Source organism: Vibrio sp. 397, assembly GCF_033339395.1.
GTDB classification, from domain to species: domain Bacteria; phylum Pseudomonadota; class Gammaproteobacteria; order Enterobacterales; family Vibrionaceae; genus Vibrio; species Vibrio alginolyticus.
In genome coordinates this window covers 1-19,853 of the sequence record NZ_JAWOUN010000020.1, presented here as the reverse complement: position 1 = coordinate 19,853, position 19,853 = coordinate 1, and the positions used below count along the sequence as shown (strand labels likewise).

Sequence of the window (19,853 nt, the reverse complement as noted above, 5' to 3'; positions counted from 1 at the left end):
GAGCGTTAACTATTTAATTAATCGTGATGAAGTTTTGCGTTGTTGAATTCTTTGATGAACACCGCGGCGTAATGCTTTGATGTGGTTTTCTGCTTTATCCACACCTAACAACACGGTTAGTGTCAGGAGAGTAATAACCACCGACTGCGTTAAATAACCCAAACCTATCATCAAACCTAAACCTGCTAGCACCCATATTACAGCCGCGGATGTTACGCCATGGATTTTTCCATCAAGTGTCATCATAACGCCAGCGCCTAAGAAGCCGACGCCAGTAATGATCTGACCAAGCACTCGTGCTTGATCAAGAGTATTTGGCGATAACGACACTGCCATCGACATAAACAGGTAGGTGCCTGAAATAATTAATATTGCTGTGCGAATGCCAACCGGTTTACCACGAGTTTGGCGCTCTATACCGATCATGAGCCCATTAATGGCGCAGCATAGTAGGGCAGGCCAACTGAATGGGCCAAGATCGAAAATTTGTTCGAATGCTGTATGCATCTTGACCTCCAAAAGTGCGGAGTATGCATAGACTTACCGTGCAAAGCGAACAAAAATAATCAATCTAGACGACAAATTTAATTGAGTGTCAGAGCTTATTCTAAATGCAAATCCAACGGCGTTTTACTTGGCCTGCCACCAACTTCTCGTGTGAGTTTTGGTACCAGATAACCCGATACACGCGTGATGAGTCCGCGCATAATAGCTTTCGCTTCTTCGTCCGAAATAAAGTAGTGCGCTGCGCCTTGCACCTTATCAAGAACGTGGAGGTAATAAGGCAAGATACCCGCGTCAAATAAGGCCTCACTTAACGCCACTTGAGCTTCTACCGAATCATTCACGCCTTTCAGCAGAACGCCTTGGTTTAGAAGCGTAACGCCCGCTCTTTTGAGCTTGAACATCTGTTCAGCAAATTCGTCATTGATTTCGTTGGCATGGTTGATGTGAGTGACGAGGATGATTTGTAACCTTGATGCTTGCAGAAGTTGGCATAGTTCATCAGTGACTCGAGCTGGAATCACCACAGGTAAACGGCTATGAATACGCAGACGTTTGATGTGAGGAATGTGAGCAATGTGCTCTAAAAGCCAATGAATCTCATCGTCTTTTGCCATTAATGGATCACCACCTGAGAAGATGACTTCGTTCAACTCTGGTTGTTGTGCCATGTACTCTAAGCACTTGGTCCAGGCTTGTTTCCCGCTTTTGTTCTCTTGATAAGGGAAGTGACGACGAAAGCAGTAACGGCAATTTACCGCGCAGCCACCTTTGACAATCATCAGGGCGCGGTTGCGATACTTGTGTAGCAGGCCAGGGACTTCATTGTCCTGCTCTTCCAATGGATCATTGGAGTAACCCGGATGCACCTCAAATTCGTCGCTCAGTGGTAAAACCTGACGTAAAAGAGGGTCTTTAGGGTTGCCTTTCTCCATCCTATCGACAAAACTTTGCGGTACACGCTGTGCAAACAGCTTGCGCGCGGCAAACCCGTCTTGCCACGGTGAAGGATCAATTTCCAGTATTTCGAGCAATTTTGCAGGATCAGAGATCCCATTCGCCAACTGTTTGAGCCAGTTTTGCTCAACAGATTCGACTTTTCGGGTTATTATGTGCGGCATTGAATTTAGCTCTAAGAATGTAAGAGGAAAAAATGGCTACAGTTAGCACCAATGAATTTAAAGGCGGTCTTAAGTTAATGCTTGATAACGAGCCTTGTGTAATTCTGGAAAACGAATACGTTAAACCAGGTAAAGGCCAAGCGTTCAACCGTGTTAAAATTCGTAAACTTCTTTCTGGTAAAGTGCTAGAGAAAACATTCAAGTCTGGTGACACTTGTGAAGTGGCAGACGTAATGGATATCGACCTAGATTATCTATATTCAGACGGCGAATTCTACCACTTTATGAACAGTGAAACGTTTGAACAGATCGCAGCGGATGCAAAAGCGGTAGGTGAAAACGCTAAGTGGTTGGTAGAAAACAACACTTGTATGATCACTCTTTGGAACGGTAACCCAATTACTGTTACTCCACCAAACTTCGTTGAGCTAGAAGTTGTAGACACAGACCCAGGCCTGAAAGGTGATACTCAAGGTACTGGCGGTAAACCAGCGACGCTATCAACTGGCGCTGTTGTTCGTGTTCCTCTGTTCATCTCAATTGGTGAAGTGATTCGCGTAGATACTCGTACTGCTGAATACGTAGGTCGTGTGAAGTAAGCACTTTATATGATTGTTAGAAAGGTCGCTTCGGCGGCCTTTTTTATTGCCTGTGATTCTTCTCTTTTAATCCCTCAGCGTAAAACATCGATATTCTCCGCAAATTTTTGATGATTTTGTATTATTCGTAAAAATCTTATTTATTCCATGAATCTGTCGATTATTCCTTAATGTAACATTTTGATACATTAGTACTTGTCGCTGAGTTGCATAGCAATCTGATTTTTATCGATTTAACTCAGTAACAATCCAAAAAGGAGAACAAAATGGAAAGCAGAGGTTTAGGAAGGGGTTTAAAGGTGGAAGAAAGACGTCAGTTACTACATAAAGGATTAAAAGCAGCCGTATTTGGCGTACCGCTGTTGGCAATAGGCTTAACGATTAATAGCTCGGTGCTGATGACCGATGCGGGTTACAGCTACGTGCATCAGAATAATATTACTGGTGAGTTGGATGTGTTTACTGAACCTGGCATTCATTTTCGCATGCCATTTCTGTCCAAAATCACCAAGTATGACCAAGTGATCACCGTGTCATTCGGTAACAGCAAGGGCGAAGATTTTTATCAACGCCTTGATGCGATTCAGGTTCGATTTGCCGACACCTATATTGGTCAGATCCCCGTAACATTCCGCTTTAAGCTCAGTAATGACCCTGAAGCGGTGAAGAAGATGCACAAAGAGTTCCGCAACAACAGTAACTTGATCGATGCGCTGCTTGTAAAGAACGCACGTAACGTAACGGTGATTACCGCAACCCAATACACGGGTGAAGAGTTTTTCCAAGGTGGTTTGAACCAATTCAAATCGAAACTTGGCGATCAGTTACGAGAGGGGATTTATCTAACAGAGCGACGTCAGGTTGAAGTGGAAGAGTTGGATCTTGCGCCTGTTGGGGCGAATCAAGCCAATCCGAACCAATTACAGCGCACCAATCAACTGGTTTGGAAAACCGTGCCTGTCGTAGACAAAACCGGGCAACCGATTCGTCAAGACAATCCGTTACAACAATACGGTATTCAAGTGACGCAGGTGACCATTGGTGACCCACAGCCCGAAAAGCAATTAGATCAGCTATTGGCAGATAAAAAGCGTTTAGTGGCGGATCGTATTCGCGCGATTCAGGAACAAGAAACGTCGAAAGCACAGGCAGAGACCGAGCAGTTACGCAAAGAGATTCAACGAACACGTGAGGTGCAAGACGCCCAGCGTGGTAAAGAACTCGCAATTATTGCTCAGCAAAAAGAAGTGGAAGTTGCACGTCAGATTGCAGAGCGTGAAATCGTTGAAGTGGAAAAAACCAAACGACTTGCTGAAGTAGAGAAGGAGAAAGAGCTAGCTATCGCAGAGGCTAACTTAGCGATTCAAAAAGCGAACGCACTTTCTGCTGAGTTTGAAGCGAAAGCGATATTAGCGAAAGGTCGCGCAGAATCTGAAGTCCTAAAAGGTAAGTATGCAGCGTTAGGAGCAAACCGTGAAGTTTACTTGGCAGAATTGAATCGAGACGTAGCGAACTCGCTGTACAACAATTTGCAAAACTTTCAAGTTCAGATGCCACAAAATTACATTGGTGGAAGTGACGAAACGGGCTTGAAAACAAACCTAGATGTGATTACTGGCTTTGGTGCTCTGGGTCTTATGGACCAGACAAAGAAGGTCGCACAGCAATAAGATCATGGGTGGTCAAAAGCTTAAAAAGCAAAAAGATCATGGGTAACCCAAAGCAATAAAAAAGCTGGCATTTAGCCAGCTTTTTCTTTTTTTGGTCAGTCTCTTAAATCATGAAGATAAAGATAACTGCTAGTGCAGTGATGAGGCCTGCAAATGCATAGCATGCAATTTTACCAATCACACCAGTGTGGAATTTAAGGTCGTGCATGCCGTGGTGTACACGGTGCATTGCATGCCACATTGGCAATGCTAGCGTGCCAATGATGAATAGCGCACCGATGATGCTGGTTGCGAAGGCAGAGACACGCTCGTAGCTCATCGCTTCTGCGTCAATCACGCCTAGTGGGACCAAGATACCTAGCACAAGAACGGTGATTGGCGTGATCATCGCGAACCAAGTACCACCTGCGCCAAACAGACCCCACCAGATTGGCTCATCAGAACGTTTTGGTGATGTGTTTACACTATAATTCGGTTTCATTGCTCAGCTCCTTACACCACGATGAGAACGATCAGTGAGATGAACGCAACCGCGGCCCACTGAGTCAATACGATGATCTTCTTGTCCACTGGTTTGCCTTTCAAACGAATTGGCATTACTTGTGGCATCATGCTGAAGAAAGTTTGAGCGTGGAATAGGCTACCGAGTAGTGCAACGATGTTGATTGCGACTACGATTGGGTTCGCCATGAACGCTAACCAACCTTGCCATGCTTCAGGACCTTTCACCAAGCAACCTAAACCGAAAGTTAGGAACAGAGTGAATAGGATTAACGGAAGCACCGTCGCTTCACGTAGCATGTAGAAGCGGTAGAAAGGATGGTTCTTCCACCAAGTGCGTTTTACTTCACGAACGTAAGGTTTACGATTGCTCATCCTTATGCCTCCACTTTCTTTGGTGAACCATCAGGTTTCAACATAGCAATCACGAAGTCCATAGAAGACTCCACTTTGCCTTGGTTTACTGCCGCTGCTGGGTCAACGTTCTTCGGACAAACTTCAGAACAGTAACCAACAAACGTACAACCCCAAGCACCGTTTTCACCGTTGATAAGCTTCATGCGCTCATCTTTACCGTTGTCACGGCTGTCTAGGTTGTAGCGGTGGGCTAGCGTTAGTGCAGCAGGACCGATGAACTCTGGGTTAAGACCAAACTGAGGACATGCTGCATAGCACAGACCACAGTTGATACAGCCAGCGAACTGCTTGTATTTCGCCATCTGTTCTGGCGTTTGCAAGTTCGTACCGTCTTCTGGTTTACGATCGTTACCAATGATGTATGGTTTGATTGCTTCTAGGCGCTCGATGAATGGCGTCATATCAACAATCAAGTCTTTCTCGATTGGGAAGTTCGCTAGAGGCTCGATAGTCACACCGTCTGGGTAGTCACGTAGGAAGCTCTTACAAGCAAGTTTCGGTACGTTGTTCACCATGATGCCGCAAGAACCACAGATCGCCATACGGCAAGACCAACGGTAAGACAGATCTTTGTCTAGGTGGTCTTTGATGTAACCAAGTGCGTCAAGTACAGACATGGTTTCATCGAATGGGACTTCGAATGTTTGCTTGTATGGTTCTGCATCTTTTTCTGGGTCGTAACGCAGGATGTCTACTTTTTGAATGCGATTTGCTGACATTATGCTTGCTCCTCTGCGTTCTTCTCTTCAGCCGCGGCTTTTTCTGCTGCTTCACCGTATAGACGAGCTTTTGGTTGTGACTTAGTGATGGTCACATTGCTGTAATCGATACTTGGTGCTGACTCTGGCTTGTAGAAAGCAAGTGAGTGTTTTAGGAAGTTCACGTCATCACGTTCTGTACAACCGTCGTCTAGACGTTGGTGCGCACCGCGAGATTCTTTACGTAGAATCGCAGAGTGAACCATCGCTTCTGCGACTTCTAGGCCGTAACCCACTTCGATTGCGTATAGAAGGTCTGTGTTGAACACTTTACCTTTGTCTTTGATGCTGATGCGTTTGTAGCGTTCTTTCAACTCAGTGATTTTGTCGATAGTCGCTTGCATCAAATCTTCTTGGCGGTAGATACCACAGCCCGCTTCCATGGTGTGGCCCATTTCTGTGCGTATTTCTGCCCAGTTTTCGTCGCCTTCTTGGTTCATCAGTTTCGCGATGCGCTCTTCAACGGCTTTGACTTGCGTGTCAATTGCCGCGTCGTTCCAACCTTTGAATTCTGCTGCGCGTTTCACTGCATTTTCACCCGCTACGCGGCCAAATACCACGAACTCAGCCAGTGAGTTAGACCCTAGACGGTTTGCACCGTGAAGACCAACAGACGCACATTCACCCACCGCGAATAGGCCTTTAATGCGAGTTTCACAACCGCCGTCCGTTTCAATACCACCCATGGTGTAGTGAACGGTTGGACGAATTGGAATTGGCTCTTTTGCAGGGTCCACGTTTACATAAGCTTTTGCTAGCTCACAGATGAACGGTAGACGTTCTTGTAGGTACTCTTCACCAAGGTGGCGAAGGTCTAGGTGCACCACGTCACCCAGTGGGTGTTTGATGGTGTTGCCTTTCTGTTGTTCGTGCCAGAAAGCTTGAGAAACTTTGTCACGAGGACCCAGTTCCATGTATTTGTTCTTCGGTTGGCCAACTGGAGTTTCAGGGCCCATGCCGTAATCTTGTAGGTAACGGTAGCCATTCTTGTTAACGATGATACCGCCTTCACCACGACAACCTTCCGTCATCAGGATACCTGTGCCTGGAAGACCGGTTGGGTGGTATTGAACGAATTCCATATCACGTAGAGGAACGCCGTGACGGTAAGCCATTGCCATACCATCGCCCGTTACGATACCGCCGTTGGTGTTACAGTGGTAAACACGGCCCGCGCCACCTGTTGCTAGAACAACAGATTTTGCTTTGATAGTAACAAGCTCGCCTTCAGACATGTGAATAGCAATCAGACCTTGAACTTCGCCTTCATCAACAAGCAGATCCACCACAAAGTACTCATCAAAACGTTTGATGTTGCTGTACTTCATTGATGTCTGGAATAGCGTATGAAGCATGTGGAAGCCAGTTTTGTCTGCAGCGAACCAAGTACGTTCAACCTTCATACCACCAAAGCGGCGTACGTTGACTTCACCGTTCTCTTTACGACTCCATGGGCAACCCCATTGCTCCATTTGGATCATTTCGCGAGTCGCGTTCTCTACAAAGTATTCAACAACATCCTGTTCACATAGCCAGTCACCACCGCCAACAGTGTCGTTGAAGTGGTTGTCTAAGCTATCTTCATCCTTGATAACTGCTGCTGAGCCACCCTCTGCAGCGACCGTGTGGGAGCGCATTGGATAAACTTTAGAAATCAGAGCGACTTCTAAGTCTGGGTTTGCTTCAGCCGCTGCAATAGCAGTACGAAGACCAGCGCCGCCTGCGCCGATGACTGCGATATCTGTGGTGATAATTTGCACAGTTATCCTCCAGTGTGTGATTGCGGAAATCCGCTTGTTATTGTCATTACGAGGCGCTCCTTAAAAAGAACTCCCCAAAAGTAGTAGGGTTAGTGTAGATGAGCCACATGGCAGAAAAATTGATGTAATTGGGTTTTTGCTTCGGTAATGCACTTAAGGGCATAGAATTTATAGGTTATGTGACTGCTATCACGGCATCGAGGTTTTGGCCCTCAAGCATTAACATTAGGGATGTTAAACCCGTGTTGCGTGACATTAACCGCATGGATAATAGGATTTTAACTGAGTGTTTTTTGTTCTGCGGCACGAGTAATGCTTGCCTCAAATTTGCGAGCACATTAGTAAAAAGAAGAAGGGATATTCCTCTCTTCTTGAAGAGTAAAAAGCATGTAGAATGAGACTTTCCTCGCTGAATTAAAGTTTGAGAGACTTGTTATGCAAACCAACTGGCAACCTACTGCTTCCATTGACCAACTTCGTCAACGTGCGACGTTAATCGCGTCGATTCGACAATTCTTCGCTGACCGACAGGTGATGGAAGTCGATACGCCAGCCATGAGTCACGCAACCGTGACTGACATCCATTTGCATACTTTCCAAACCGAGTTTGTTGGCCCAGGCTATGCCGATGGCAGTAAGCTGTTTTTTATGACCAGCCCAGAATTCCATATGAAGCGCCTTTTGGCTGCGGGCAGCGGTTGTATTTATCAAATCAACAAAGCATTTCGTAATGAAGAGAATGGTCGCTACCACAACCCTGAATTCACCATGTTGGAGTGGTATCGCGTTGGCTTTGACCATCATAAATTGATGGATGAAATGGATGACCTGTTGCAGCTGGTATTGAAGTGTGGCGCAGCGCAGCGCATGACGTATCAGCAAGCCTTCATTGATGTGTTGGGTGTGTGTCCACTGGAAGGCTCGATGACTGAGCTGAAAGCGGCGGCAAGCAAGCTGGGTTTGAGTGACATTGCTGAGCCAGAAGAAGATCGCGATACGCTGCTGCAACTACTATTTAGCGTGGGAGTAGAAAACAAAATTGGTCAGGACGTGCCGGCTTTTGTGTACGACTTCCCTGCATCACAGGCGGCGCTTGCGAAAATCAATCCTCAAGATCATCGCGTCGCGGATCGTTTTGAAGTGTACTTTAAGGGGATAGAGCTGGCGAACGGATTTCATGAACTGGATAACCCGAAAGAGCAATTAGCGCGCTTTGAACAAGATAACGCAAAGCGTATCGAAATGGGTTTAAAACCACAGCCGATCGATTATCATCTGATCTCTGCACTGGAAGCAGGGTTGCCAGATTGTGCAGGGGTCGCGTTGGGTATCGATCGTTTGATCATGCTGGCGCTAGGCTGTGACCACATTGATCAAGTGACGGCCTTTCCATTTCCAATTGCATAAGGACGTCCAATGAACCTGACGGCTGCACGTTTCGTCATCTTTAGCTACGCCATATTGATCGCTTTTTTATCTCTGAGTTCAGGTGAACTGCAAGACTGGGGCAATATCGCGTATCTCGACAAAATGCAGCACGCTATGGCGTATAGCGGCTTTGCGTTTTTAGGTTGCTTTTGCGTGTGGCGTTGGCGTCAACGTTGGGCGGTGGCGATTGGTATTTTGCTATTCAGCGCCGTTATTGAGTGGTTGCAAGGGTATGTAGGGCGACAAACTTCTTGGTTAGACCTTGTCGCCAACTCAACTGGCATCTTAACTGGTCTGTTATGTTACCGTATTTGGAGCCTCTATCGACCTAGGTTGGTGAAGTCGCTATACTCGATTCGTTAATGAAGAGGGAACACGATAACAATGAAAACGCGCGACAAAATCGTCTACGCGGCACTGGAGTTGTTCAACCAACATGGTGAGCGAAACATCACCACCAATCACATTGCCGATCACATCGAAATTAGCCCTGGTAATCTGTATTACCACTTCCGCAATAAGCAAGAAATCGTTCGTGAGATCTTTGCGCTTTATTCAGCAGAACTTTTAGAAAGATTTACCCCTATTCAAGGTTCGCAAGAGAGCCTGACTATGCTGAAGAGCTACCTAGACTCTATTTTTACCTTGATGTGGAAATACCGCTTTTTCTACGCAAACTTACCAGAAATCTTGTCACGAGATGAACAGCTACACGAACAGTACATCGATGTGCAAGAGAAGCTGCAAGCGAACCTCATTGCTATTATGCAAGAGTTCGTAACGATGAAGCTGTTGAATGTCGATCAACAACAGTTGAAGTCATTGGTATGTACATTGCACTTGATTGCGTGTAGTTGGTTGGCGTATCAATCCGCGATGGCTTCAAAAACCAACATTACCGAGCAAATGGTGAAGCAAGGGATGTTGCAGATGCTTAATGTCGTTAAGCCATTAGCAACTGAGCAGGGCTTAGAGCAGCTACTGTTATTAGAAGATGCGGTTAGCAATCTACACAGTTAAACGTCAAACTGCTTAATATTTCGAGAGTCACTCTCATTTTCGAGTCGTGGCTCGAGTTGACTTGTCAAATATGCCACGCACAATAGTCCCATACGCTAAAAACCCTTGCAGGGATAAGATTCTCGATAAAGGAACTATCGCCCCATGAATTACGACATTTTTAATGGTGATGCTGATGGCATCATTGCTCTTCTACAATTGCGTTTGGCTGATCCTGTCGATGCCCAGTTAATAACCGGTGTAAAGCGCGACATAAAGCTGGTGGAAAAAGTAGATGTGCAAGCGGGTGATGAGCTGACTGTGTTAGACATTTCGATGGAAAAGAACATGGCAGGTCTAGAGCAAGCTTTGGCTCAAGGCGCGCACGTCTTTTACGCCGATCATCACAAAGCGGGCGACATTCCTCAGCATGGTAATTTGGATGCGCACATCGATCTCGATGCCAACATGTGCACGGCGTTGATTGTCGATAAGTTGCTTGATGGGCGTTTTCATGACTGGGCGATTACGGCGGCTTATGGCGATAACATGATTGCTAAAGCCGATGAGTTAGCGAATAATGCGGGCTTGTCGCAGCAACAGAAAGAGCAGCTAAAAGAGCTGGGTACTTTAATTAACTACAACGGCTACGGATCGAAAATCGAAGATTTACACTTTCACCCTGCGGAGCTGTACCGAGCTTTGCTGAAGTACACGTCGCCATTTGAAGCTATTGAAGATAAGGCCTCGCCATACTACCAATTGCAATCGGCTTACCAACAAGACATGGAGGCGGCTCTCGCAGTGCCTGCCATGCATGAGAGTGGTAAGCTGAAGTTGTTTGAGTTACCAAACACGGCGGCATCACGCCGAATCAGTGGTGTTTATGGCAACTCGCTGGCAAACCAAAACCCTGACTCTGCGCATGCGGTACTTACTGAAAATGCAGATGGGACTTATACGGTTTCACTTCGTGCCCCGTTAAACAATAAACAAGGTGCCGTGGCCGTGTGTGGTCAGTTCCCGACAGGTGGGGGGCGAGAGGCGGCGGCAGGAATCAACGCGTTAAGCAAAGATGATGTGCATGCTTTTATTGATGCGGTAGAAACCTACTACGCATAGCATTTTCCAAAATATGAATGCAAAAAAGGAGCCGAGTGGCTCCTTTTTTATTATAAGTCGATGAGTCAGATAATCAGCGTTTTAACCAAGATTTCGGATTCTGCGCTTCACTATTACGACGAATTTCAAAGTACAGCGATGGCCTGTCTTGACCACCCGTATCACCCGCGAGAGCAATCACTTCGCCGGCGGTGACTCGATCGCCTTCTTTTTTAGTTAACGCTTGGTTGTAACCATAGAGGGTCATGTCACCTTTTCCGTGGTCGAGCAGTACCACTAAACCGTATCCGCGCAGATACTCAGCAAATACGACAGTACCAGGATAAACGGCTTTCACTTGTTGACCATAGTTGGCAGACAACACCATACCCTTCCAGTTTACCTGCCCAGTTTGTCGCGTACCAAAGTTGTGTAACACACTGCCTTTGAGTGGCCAAGGCAACTTACCGCGCTGTTTGCCGAGTCCGTCCATTGGCACCGCATTACGCTTCGCTGCTTTGGCGATCTCTGCTTTTAAACGGGTTTCGTTGCGTTGCAGCTCGGCTAAGTAGCGTTTGTCATTCTTGATACTGCTCTGAATTTTATTCAGGGTTTGCTTACGCTTGGATTGTGTACTCGCTAGCGCTGTACGTTTTTCGGATTGCTGCTTGAGCAGAGTCTCGATTTGCTCTTTTTCTAGCTCGAGCTGGTTTTTGTTGTGCGCTAATTCTTGGGTTATTTTGGTGATCGCATCAATCACTTCAGCACGTGCTTTAGCTAAATGCTGGAAGTATTGGCTCATGCGGTCTTCTTCCACACCTTGATTTAACAAGTGACCATTGGCCTTCGCTCGCTCGGTTACGTAATACGTTTGCAGCAGCTGTTTGAGTTCTTCTTCTTGCTCTTGACGCTGTGCTTCTTGCAAGGCAATTTTCTCTTCCAGGTTTTCTATGTTTTTGTCTGCTTGTGCGAGGTTAGACTTGGTTTGTCGTATTTCACGCTCAAGCTTAGAAATACCAAGCTCTTGATCTTTTAGTGATTTCTGTAACTCATTGAGCTGCTTTTCTTGGGAAGAGAGCGATTTGCGCTGACGGCTTATCTCACTGGATACGCCTTTGAGCTCTTGCTGACTCACAGCAGAGGAGGTAATGGGATAAGTGGCAGATAAAGCACAAGTTAATAAAATAGCCGAGCGTAGAACAGGGTGATTTTGTTTTCGCACTTGAGAGTTACCTACCACGTTGTTGTCAAAAAGGTTTGTTGACGATTAAATACCATCTCCATGGATAAAGCTTTGCGACTTGCCGTTAAAGCCTTGATCCATATCGAGAGAGGGTTTGTCTGTTTTTGGACGTCCGACGATTTTTGCAGGCACGCCAGCCACCGTTGTGTGAGGAGGCACGGCTTGCAATACCACAGAGCAAGATCCGATTTTCGCGCCTTCACCGACTTCGATATTGCCAAGAATCTTTGCACCAGCGCCGATCATTACGCCTTCGCGAATTTTCGGGTGACGATCACCGCACTCTTTACCAGTACCACCAAGGGTGACATCTTGCAGTATAGACACGTCGTTTTCGACCACGGCAGTTTCACCAATCACGATGCCTGTTGCATGGTCGAGCATGATACCACTACCAATGCGCGCTGCAGGGTGGATATCGACCTGACATGCTACCGAAATCTGATTTTGTAGGTAAGTCGCAAGAGCGTGACGACCTTGCTTCCACAGCCAGTTTGCTACTCGGTAGCCTTGCAGGGCGTGATAGCCTTTTAGGTACAGCAAGGGCATTGAGTACATTGAAACAGCAGGGTCGCGATTGACCGTGGCACAAATATCACAAGCCGCGCCGTCAGTGATGGTTGGATCAGCCGCAAAGGCTTCTTCAACCACTTCACGCACAGCCATCGCTGGCATGGAAGCGGTGTTCAATTTGTTAGCCAGAATATAACTCAGAGCGGCACACAAACTTTCATGCTTGATAATGGTGGCATGATAGAAGCTCGCCAGCATAGGCTCTTGTTCTGACATTTCACGGGCTTCTGAGACAATTTTGTTCCAGACTTTTTGTTTTTCGCAGTGTTTCATTCTCAATATCCAGAGTGGTTCTTCCGTGACCCGACAACTTCAATTTTTCTCAGATGAGCTGCAAAGGGCGGTAGATTGCTACTTTCCTTCGGCTTTTTTGTCACGAGCAAGTAAATCTTGCGCTGCTAAGCGCGCATCTTTTCCTTGATACAATACTTGATAAATTTGATCAACTATCGGCATCTCAACACCCATACGTTGAGAAAGTAGCCATACTTCTTTTGTATTGCGGTAACCTTCAACCACTTGACCAATTTCTTCTTGAGCCGTATCAACGTCTTTACCTTGGCCTAATGCCAAGCCAAAGCGTCGGTTACGTGATTGGTTATCGGTACATGTCAGGACAAGATCGCCTAAACCCGCCATGCCCATAAAGGTTTCTGGCTGTGCACCCAGCGCAGCACCAAGGCGACTCATTTCAGCCAAGCCACGAGTAATTAATGCAGTACGGGCATTGGCGCCAAAACCGATACCATCAGACATACCCGCACCAATCGCAATAACGTTTTTCACAGCGCCACCCAATTGCATACCAATAAAGTCACTATTGGCATATACGCGGAAGGTTTTGCTACAGTGGATTTTTTCTTGTAGATCCGCAACAAATTCAGAATCTGGAGACGCAACAGAGATTGCAGTCGGCATACCCATTGCGAGCTCTTTCGCAAACGTTGGGCCAGACAATACTGCTAGTGAGTAGTTTTCACCGATAATGTCATAAGCGACGTCTTTCAGCAGGCGCCCCGTTTCAGGTTCAAGCCCTTTGGTTGCCCAACAGATGCGAGAGTCTTCGCGCAAGAATGGTTTACAGCTGTTTAGCACGATGCCAAAGACATGGCTTGGAACCACAACCAACAAATCTCGGCTTGCTTGAACGGCTTTTTCTAAATCCGATTCAATGATCAAGCTTTCAGGGAAATCAACACCTGGTAAAAAGGCATGGTTAGCTCGGTCTGCTTCTAGGCGAGCCATGTGCTCTGGCTCGTGTCCCCAAAGGACAACGTTCGCGCCGTTACGAGCGAGTGAGATTGCCAAAGAGGTGCCGTATGAGCCTGCGCCAATCACAGTCATTGCGATGTCTTTACCGTAAGCATTGTTTGTATTTGCTTGTGTCATGCTACCGCCTAATTGTCTTGCTACTAGTAGAATCTAGTTCCTAATCGTCAAATTTTACGCCTTCTGGCGATTAGGAACTAGGAACTTTTGTCAGAAATAAAAAATGCACATTGCATCGAATGGTAGACGCTCTGTGCATTTTATTTGAGTCGGTGACGTCAGCACTGTGGCTATTCGTCACTTATAAAACGTGAATTACGCTTCAGCTTCGCCTTGTTGAGCTTGCTGTTGTAGGTAGTTCATGAATAGCGCGTCAAAGTTTACTGGCGCTAGGTTCAGTTGAGGGAACGTACCTTTAACGACTAGGCTTGAGATAGTTTCACGAGCGTATGGGAATAGGATGTTCGGGCAGAATGCGCCTAGGCAATGTGCAAGTTGACCAGCTTCCATTTGTTCAGCAGTGAAGATACCACCTTGTTGAACTTCACATAGGAACGCAGTCTCTTCTTCGTTCTTCACAGTAACGGTTAGGCGTAGAACAACTTCGTAAACGCCTTCACCAAGCTCACGGCTTTGAGTGTCTAGGTCTAGTTTAACGTCTGGGTTCCACTCTTTCTGGAAAATTACTGGAGAGTTCGGCGCTTCAAAAGAAACGTCTTTTAGGAAGATGCGTTGAATTGCGAAGTTTTGTTGTGCGTCTTGAGGTGCTGCTTCAGCCATTTTTTAATCCTTAAATCAATATTTGTTGAGCCTAGAAACGTCTAAGCTCAGAAAACTGGTATGTCCTGAGACTAACTGAGCCAATCTACCTTGACTAGATGAAGCGTGTATTACGTGCAAAGAGTCACAACTTAGTGCTCCAACTGCTTTCAATTTGCTCAGTTTTTTGTCCGCGAGGCTTGGTAAAAGCGCGTTTAAACGCGAACTTTCGTTCTTGCCACGTTCCTACTTCTTACCGCGAACTAACGGCAGGTTCGCTTCGTTCCACGCAATCAAACCATTTTTTAGTAGGCTCACGTTTTCGAAGCCAGCTTTTACTAGTAGGTTTGCGCTTTCTTGAGCGGTCTGTCCTGTCTTACATACAACAATGATTGGGTCTGATTTGTGGTTTTCAAGGCTACCCAAGTTACCCGCTTTGATGTCTGACGGTAAAATGTGAAGTGAGTCGGTGATATGACCTTTTTTGAACTCGTCTTTGGTACGGATATCCACTACAACGCCGTTTTCACGGTTCATAAGATGAGTCAGTTGGTTTACGTTGATTTCTTTGTATGCGGCTGTCGCTGATTTCACGATGTTCGTGATAAAGGCGACAAGAAGACCTACCCAAACCAAAGATAGAATCATGTTCTGTTGGAAAAATTCAATGTACTCTTGCATGTCTTGAGCTCTTACGCTGTTGGCGGAAAAATAAAGCAGGAGTATAGCGAGGTTACGGCTCTTAGGCGAGAGGGTTAAAATTTTCTAACGAATAATTGAGATCTCTATAAACCCTTTATGCCCTTACTATCCGTACATTTTGCTCTGGTAGCTTGATTGCTTTTGCCTATTGGACTTATCGGTTTAAGTGACTTCTGTTTTACTGAGAAAAGAGAACAATAGGTATTAATCCATCTTGTTTGATGTTGCTTTAAATTAGCGCTGTTTCAAGTGCAAAAATAAGAATGAGAAGCGTAAGAAAACCGAACTTAGACTGGGGTGTACAAAGCGTATTAGAAATGACTATGCTTGTGGAACACGATTGTCGGCACTGACTCGTTGTTCGCTTAACTTGTAAGATAGCAACAATAAATCGCAAACATTATTTGATCTTAACCTACAGTTTTGGTTAAAAAGTGTAGTAAAATTACGCTAGTTTTGTTTCAAGGTTAGATAGGGCAGCGAGGCCCTACGCCAAAAGTTACTTAAATTTGATGAGGTCATCACTATGTCAGCTAAGAAGCCACTGGCTCTAGTTATCCTTGACGGTTACGGTTACCGTGAAGACACAGCAAGTAACGCAATTGCGAATGCGAAAACACCAGTAATGGATGCTCTGATTGCGAATAACCCACACACATTAATCTCTGCTTCAGGCATGGATGTTGGCCTTCCTGATGGTCAAATGGGTAACTCTGAAGTTGGTCACACTAACATTGGTGCAGGCCGCGTTGTATACCAAGACCTGACTCGTATCACTAAATCAATTGCTGATGGTGAGTTCGAACAAACGCCTGCGCTAGTTGAAGCAATCGACTCTGCTGTGAAAGCTGAAAAAGCAGTACACATCATGGGCCTGATGTCTCCAGGCGGTGTTCACTCTCACGAAGACCACATTTACGCAGCAGTTGAAATGGCAGCGGCGCGTGGCGCAGAGAAAATCTACCTACACTGCTTCCTAGACGGCCGTGACACACCACCACGTAGTGCTGAAAACTCACTACAACGTTTCCAAGATCTATTTGCGAAACTAGGTAAAGGCCGCGTTGCTTCTCTAGTAGGTCGTTACTACGCAATGGACCGTGACAACAACTGGGATCGCGTCCAAGTTGCTTACGATCTTCTAACTCAAGCTAAAGCTGAGTTCACAGCAGAAACGGCAGTTGCAGGTCTAGAAGCGGCTTACGCTCGTGAAGAAAACGACGAATTCGTTAAAGCAACAGCTATCAAAGCGGAAGGTCAAGAAGAGGCAATCATGCAAGATGGCGATGCGGTTATCTTCATGAACTACCGTGCTGACCGTGCACGTCAAATCACTCGTGCATTCGTTCCTGCATTTGACGGCTTTGAGCGTGCAGCATTCCCAGCAATTAACTTTGTGATGCTGACTCAATACGCGGCTGATATCCCTCTAGCTATCGCATTCCCACCTGCGTCTCTAGAAAACACTTACGGTGAGTGGCTATCTAAACAAGGTCAAACTCAGCTACGTATCTCTGAAACAGAGAAATACGCACACGTGACTTTCTTCTTCAACGGTGGTGTTGAGAACGAATTCGAAGGCGAAGAGCGTCAGTTGGTTGCTTCTCCAAAAGTTGCAACGTACGACATGCAGCCTGAAATGAGCTCTCCAGAACTAACAGAGAAGATGGTTGCGGCTATCAAATCAGGTAAGTTCGATACCATCATCTGTAACTACCCGAATGCAGATATGGTTGGTCACACTGGCGTTTATGAAGCGGCTGAGAAAGCAATCGAAGCTCTAGATGAAAGCGTGGGTAAAGTGGTTGAAGCAATCAAAGAAGTTGGCGGTCAACTATTGATCACTGCGGACCACGGTAACGCAGAAATGATGATCGACCCTGAAACTGGCGGCATCCACACTGCTCACACTAACCTACCAGTGCCTCTAATCTATGTAGGTGACAAAGCGGTTGAATTCAAAGAAGGCGGTAAACTGTCTGACCTTGCACCAACCATGCTTTCTCTAGCTGGTCTAGAAATCCCAGCAGAAATGACGGGTGAAGTATTAGTTAAATAAATAATTAACTAACGGCTCCGAATGATAAAAGCCCGAGTTTAAACTCGGGCTTTTTTGTATCTGGCAATAAGGGCTGGTCTGTAAGGTTACTGAACCAAAATGCCCGCACCAATCACAGCTAGGGCTGCGCCCAACCATGCAAATCGGTTTGGTCGGCGTTTAGTGTAAATCCAGAGCAGTGGTAGCAACATAATTGGCGTGGTTGAAGATAGAAGTGCAACCATACCTACATTTCCTTCTTGCAGTGCGTATAAGATTAGCGTCATGCCGACGGCCATCGCCAAGAAACCATTAAGCGCAGTAATACCAAATATGCGCCAAGTAATGTGTTGCGTCGAGCGAGCGACTTTGACTCCTAGAATTAACAACATGCTGTGGGCGAAAAAGGCACTGATCATTCGAATAGCAGAAGCCGCAACTGGGTCAATACTGGTTTGCATTACTGGCTTGGCGATGATGCCGCCCAATGCTTGGCACATTGCTGCGGTTAAGCCAAGTCCAATACCCACCCAGATGTTACCTTTAATGTCTTCCAAGACGTTATTCACTTGACCTCTTCGGCCAAAGAATATCGCCATCACCACGCCGCTAAATACCAATGATGCGCCCAGTAGTTCTATTGTGGTCATGACTTCGCTAAATAAGAAGTAGCCCAAGATGGCAGAGAACACGGCGTGGCAAGAGAAGAGTAACCCGGCTTGTCTTGGCCCCATACGATTCAAACACGCGAATAGAGCGGTATCGCCAATAAAAATACCAATCAGTCCTGAGGCCATCATTGGCGTTACATGTTCCCAAGAAACCGTTAACCAGCCGCCAGTTATCCAGGCCATTGTTGATAAGATCACGGCTGTGCAGCCCATACGCCAGCGGCTGTAAGAAAATGCGCCTAGGTGTTGTGCAGGAATGACCGAAATTAGGCTAGAAACTGCCCACAGAAAAGCGGCGCATAAAGCAAGCCATTCGTAACCCATGATGTGTCGACGTCCTTGTAGAGTAGAGGAGTCTTAATATGCACGAAATTTATGGGATGTAAAAGCCGCTCTGTAAGGGCAGTAGCTGGAGAGCAGCTCCATGATAACACGCTTTTTCATGGAGCTCTTCGATTAAAACAGTACCAAAACTGCGCCATACACGATAAGTAGACCAATCAAACCGAGAATCAGGCCTACTTTCGCCATGTCTTTGCTCTCGATGAGGCCTGTTGAATAAGCCAAAGAGTTTGGTGGTGTGGAAACCGGTAAGATCATGCCAAGTGATGCGGAGAAGGCGACGACAACCAGTAAACCTTGTAGGCCACCAACCGCAATAAGGCTTGGCATGGATGTACCAATAGCGGCAGCAATAGGCATCAATAAGTTTGCCGTTGCGGTATTAGACATAAAGTTCGCCATTAACCAGCACACTACCGATAGGGCTAAAACAACGGCAAATGGTGATAGCAGGCTGTAATCAATGGCGTGCGCTAATGCTTCGGCTAAGCCCGTTTTGTCTAAGGCAATGCCAATTGCTATACCACCGGCAACTAGCCATAAAACATCCCAGTTAATCAGCTTGAGCTCTTCTTTTCCCATAATGCCCGTTAACGTGAACACTGCTAGTGGGATAATCGCGACAACATATGTATTCATGCCATGCACTTTCGTTGTCATCCAAAGCAAAATGGTTAGTGCAAAAGTGATGTAGACGACGATCGCACGCCAGCTCCTTTTGAATGTACCATCTAGCTTTAGTTTCATTTCTGGTTCGCTAGACGGAAACAGCTTTTGCAACAAGAACCAAGCTACAGTGAGTTGTACCAACACAAATGGTAGACCCATTGTCATCCACGATAGGAAGTCTATCGCGTTTTCTCCAGTGAGATATTGAAGCGCTATCGCATTAGGTGGCGTGCCTATCGGAGTCGCAATGCCGCCTGTATTCGCGGCAATTGGAATACACAACACCAGTGCTTTAATGCCTAAATCCCCTTTAGGTGCTGAAGCGACGATGGGGCCAAGCAGGGCTAGCATCATCACAGTCGTGGCAGTATTGGACATAAACATTGAAAAAACGGCGGTAATTAACATCAAGCCCAGCATGATGAACTTAGGTTGGGTGCCGAATGGTTTTAATAGTACTCGGGCGAGGTTGTTGTCGAGCTCGTATTTGGAAGCCGCAATCGCAAGAGCAAAACCACCCATAAAAAGAATAATGATCGGTGAAGAGAAGGCCGAGAAAATATCAGTGTAAGCAATTAACTCTCCTAAATCATGCCCCGCTGGTGGATTGCGAAATAGATGCAAACCTTTATCCGATATCATGATCAGTTCAAGAGCGATAATAAGAATGGACGTAGCAAAAACGGGAACCGGCTCGAGAACCCAAAGTAGGGCAGCAAGAAGAAAAAT

Annotated in this window: 20 protein-coding genes; 7 read left to right on the top strand and 13 right to left on the bottom strand. The window is 46.2% G+C overall.

The annotated features are described in order from the left end of the window. Nucleotides 1-9 precede the first annotated feature (9 nt). Both R7P36_RS21670 and epmB read right to left on the bottom strand, forming a co-directional pair. Nucleotides 10-507, bottom strand: a complete 498-nt coding sequence (locus tag R7P36_RS21670) for an MgtC/SapB family protein (RefSeq protein ID WP_005381504.1) — start codon at nt 505-507, stop codon at nt 10-12. 95 nt (nt 508-602) lie between these two features. Beyond that, nucleotides 603-1,625 (bottom strand): EF-P beta-lysylation protein EpmB, encoded by a 1,023-nt coding sequence (gene epmB, locus R7P36_RS21665; protein ID WP_053307395.1) that lies wholly within the window; start codon nt 1,623-1,625, stop codon nt 603-605. A gap of 32 nt (nt 1,626-1,657) precedes the next feature. Between epmB and efp the strand changes: the two genes are divergently transcribed. Both efp and R7P36_RS21655 read left to right on the top strand, forming a co-directional pair. Next, entirely contained in the window at nt 1,658-2,224 is a 567-nt protein-coding gene (efp, locus tag R7P36_RS21660) for an elongation factor P (RefSeq protein ID WP_005381500.1), read from the top strand. A gap of 266 nt (nt 2,225-2,490) precedes the next feature. After that, nucleotides 2,491-3,894 (top strand): SPFH domain-containing protein, encoded by a 1,404-nt coding sequence (locus R7P36_RS21655; protein WP_005386397.1) that lies wholly within the window; start codon nt 2,491-2,493, stop codon nt 3,892-3,894. Nucleotides 3,895-3,997: 103 nt separating this feature from the next. Here the strand turns inward: R7P36_RS21655 and frdD are convergent, their stop codons facing one another. From frdD to frdA, 4 genes are read right to left on the bottom strand one after another with little or no spacing between them, the layout of a single operon-like run. After that, the gene (frdD, locus tag R7P36_RS21650; RefSeq protein ID WP_005381493.1) at nt 3,998-4,375 is read right to left on the bottom strand and encodes a fumarate reductase subunit FrdD; all 378 of its coding nucleotides are present in this window, start codon (nt 4,373-4,375) and stop codon (nt 3,998-4,000) included. An 11-nt stretch (nt 4,376-4,386) separates the two neighbouring features. Continuing rightward, nucleotides 4,387-4,770: a fumarate reductase subunit FrdC gene (frdC, locus tag R7P36_RS21645; protein ID WP_005381491.1), complete on the bottom strand. Its 384-nt coding sequence runs from the start codon at nt 4,768-4,770 to the stop codon at nt 4,387-4,389. A 2-nt stretch (nt 4,771-4,772) separates the two neighbouring features. Next, nucleotides 4,773-5,531 carry a succinate dehydrogenase/fumarate reductase iron-sulfur subunit gene (locus tag R7P36_RS21640; protein ID WP_005381489.1) on the bottom strand — a complete coding sequence of 253 codons (759 nt, stop codon included), beginning with the start codon at nt 5,529-5,531 and terminating at the stop codon, nt 4,773-4,775. Next, the gene (gene frdA / locus R7P36_RS21635; protein ID WP_054575300.1) at nt 5,531-7,330 is read right to left on the bottom strand and encodes a fumarate reductase (quinol) flavoprotein subunit; all 1,800 of its coding nucleotides are present in this window, start codon (nt 7,328-7,330) and stop codon (nt 5,531-5,533) included. The genes R7P36_RS21640 and frdA overlap by 1 nt, the downstream gene beginning before the upstream one ends. A gap of 435 nt (nt 7,331-7,765) precedes the next feature. Here frdA and epmA point away from each other — a divergent pair, with 435 nt between their 5' ends. From epmA to R7P36_RS21615, 4 genes are all read left to right on the top strand, one after another. Further along, nucleotides 7,766-8,737, top strand: a complete 972-nt coding sequence (gene epmA / locus R7P36_RS21630; protein ID WP_005381485.1) for an elongation factor P--(R)-beta-lysine ligase — start codon at nt 7,766-7,768, stop codon at nt 8,735-8,737. Between the two features lie 9 nt (nt 8,738-8,746). Continuing rightward, entirely contained in the window at nt 8,747-9,121 is a 375-nt protein-coding gene (locus R7P36_RS21625) for a VanZ family protein (RefSeq protein ID WP_005381482.1), read from the top strand. Between the two features lie 21 nt (nt 9,122-9,142). Beyond that, on the top strand, nt 9,143-9,778 hold the full coding sequence (locus R7P36_RS21620) for a TetR/AcrR family transcriptional regulator (RefSeq protein WP_005381480.1): 636 nt from the start codon (nt 9,143-9,145) through the stop codon (nt 9,776-9,778). A gap of 144 nt (nt 9,779-9,922) precedes the next feature. Beyond that, the gene (locus tag R7P36_RS21615) at nt 9,923-10,879 is read left to right on the top strand and encodes a DHH family phosphoesterase (protein WP_213900129.1); all 957 of its coding nucleotides are present in this window, start codon (nt 9,923-9,925) and stop codon (nt 10,877-10,879) included. Between the two features lie 73 nt (nt 10,880-10,952). On the opposite strand, the gene R7P36_RS21610 is transcribed toward R7P36_RS21615, so the two are convergent. From R7P36_RS21610 to R7P36_RS21590, 5 genes are all read right to left on the bottom strand, one after another. After that, a complete protein-coding gene (locus R7P36_RS21610; protein ID WP_005381476.1) occupies nt 10,953-12,098 on the bottom strand; it encodes a murein hydrolase activator EnvC family protein in 1,146 nt (381 codons plus the stop codon). Between the two features lie 27 nt (nt 12,099-12,125). Then, a complete protein-coding gene (cysE, locus tag R7P36_RS21605) occupies nt 12,126-12,947 on the bottom strand; it encodes a serine O-acetyltransferase (protein ID WP_005381475.1) in 822 nt (273 codons plus the stop codon). A gap of 78 nt (nt 12,948-13,025) precedes the next feature. Next, on the bottom strand, nt 13,026-14,063 hold the full coding sequence (gene gpsA, locus R7P36_RS21600) for an NAD(P)H-dependent glycerol-3-phosphate dehydrogenase (protein ID WP_005381474.1): 1,038 nt from the start codon (nt 14,061-14,063) through the stop codon (nt 13,026-13,028). Between the two features lie 195 nt (nt 14,064-14,258). Further along, nucleotides 14,259-14,723 (bottom strand): protein-export chaperone SecB, encoded by a 465-nt coding sequence (gene secB, locus R7P36_RS21595; RefSeq protein WP_005386410.1) that lies wholly within the window; start codon nt 14,721-14,723, stop codon nt 14,259-14,261. Between the two features lie 225 nt (nt 14,724-14,948). Further along, nucleotides 14,949-15,383 carry a rhodanese-like domain-containing protein gene (locus R7P36_RS21590; protein WP_318122299.1) on the bottom strand — a complete coding sequence of 145 codons (435 nt, stop codon included), beginning with the start codon at nt 15,381-15,383 and terminating at the stop codon, nt 14,949-14,951. 547 nt (nt 15,384-15,930) lie between these two features. On the opposite strand from R7P36_RS21590, the gene gpmM reads away from it, so the two are divergent. Beyond that, nucleotides 15,931-17,463 (top strand): 2,3-bisphosphoglycerate-independent phosphoglycerate mutase, encoded by a 1,533-nt coding sequence (gene gpmM / locus R7P36_RS21585; RefSeq protein WP_064368827.1) that lies wholly within the window; start codon nt 15,931-15,933, stop codon nt 17,461-17,463. 86 nt (nt 17,464-17,549) lie between these two features. On the opposite strand, the gene R7P36_RS21580 is transcribed toward gpmM, so the two are convergent. Next, nucleotides 17,550-18,437, bottom strand: a complete 888-nt coding sequence (locus R7P36_RS21580) for a DMT family transporter (protein WP_005386417.1) — start codon at nt 18,435-18,437, stop codon at nt 17,550-17,552. Between the two features lie 132 nt (nt 18,438-18,569). Next, on the bottom strand, nt 18,570-19,853 hold a 1,284-nt coding region (locus tag R7P36_RS21575), incomplete at its 5' end, for an SLC13 family permease (RefSeq protein ID WP_318122298.1).

Excerpts from the sequence above, each read along its gene's own strand:
- R7P36_RS21670 (WP_005381504.1), bottom strand. The coding sequence starts at position 507 with ATGCATACAGCATTCGAACAAATTTTCGATCTTGGCCCATTCAGTTGG.
- epmB (WP_053307395.1), bottom strand. The coding sequence starts at position 1,625 with ATGCCGCACATAATAACCCGAAAAGTCGAATCTGTTGAGCAAAACTGG.
- efp (WP_005381500.1), top strand. The coding sequence starts at position 1,658 with ATGGCTACAGTTAGCACCAATGAATTTAAAGGCGGTCTTAAGTTAATG.
- R7P36_RS21655 (WP_005386397.1), top strand. The coding sequence starts at position 2,491 with ATGGAAAGCAGAGGTTTAGGAAGGGGTTTAAAGGTGGAAGAAAGACGT.
- frdD (WP_005381493.1), bottom strand. The coding sequence starts at position 4,375 with ATGAAACCGAATTATAGTGTAAACACATCACCAAAACGTTCTGATGAG.
- frdC (WP_005381491.1), bottom strand. The coding sequence starts at position 4,770 with ATGAGCAATCGTAAACCTTACGTTCGTGAAGTAAAACGCACTTGGTGG.
- R7P36_RS21640 (WP_005381489.1), bottom strand. The coding sequence starts at position 5,531 with ATGTCAGCAAATCGCATTCAAAAAGTAGACATCCTGCGTTACGACCCA.
- epmA (WP_005381485.1), top strand. The coding sequence starts at position 7,766 with ATGCAAACCAACTGGCAACCTACTGCTTCCATTGACCAACTTCGTCAA.
- R7P36_RS21625 (WP_005381482.1), top strand. The coding sequence starts at position 8,747 with ATGAACCTGACGGCTGCACGTTTCGTCATCTTTAGCTACGCCATATTG.
- R7P36_RS21620 (WP_005381480.1), top strand. The coding sequence starts at position 9,143 with ATGAAAACGCGCGACAAAATCGTCTACGCGGCACTGGAGTTGTTCAAC.
- R7P36_RS21615 (WP_213900129.1), top strand. The coding sequence starts at position 9,923 with ATGAATTACGACATTTTTAATGGTGATGCTGATGGCATCATTGCTCTT.
- cysE (WP_005381475.1), bottom strand. The coding sequence starts at position 12,947 with ATGAAACACTGCGAAAAACAAAAAGTCTGGAACAAAATTGTCTCAGAA.
- gpsA (WP_005381474.1), bottom strand. The coding sequence starts at position 14,063 with ATGACACAAGCAAATACAAACAATGCTTACGGTAAAGACATCGCAATG.
- secB (WP_005386410.1), bottom strand. The coding sequence starts at position 14,723 with ATGGCTGAAGCAGCACCTCAAGACGCACAACAAAACTTCGCAATTCAA.
- R7P36_RS21590 (WP_318122299.1), bottom strand. The coding sequence starts at position 15,383 with ATGCAAGAGTACATTGAATTTTTCCAACAGAACATGATTCTATCTTTG.
- gpmM (WP_064368827.1), top strand. The coding sequence starts at position 15,931 with ATGTCAGCTAAGAAGCCACTGGCTCTAGTTATCCTTGACGGTTACGGT.
- R7P36_RS21580 (WP_005386417.1), bottom strand. The coding sequence starts at position 18,437 with ATGGGTTACGAATGGCTTGCTTTATGCGCCGCTTTTCTGTGGGCAGTT.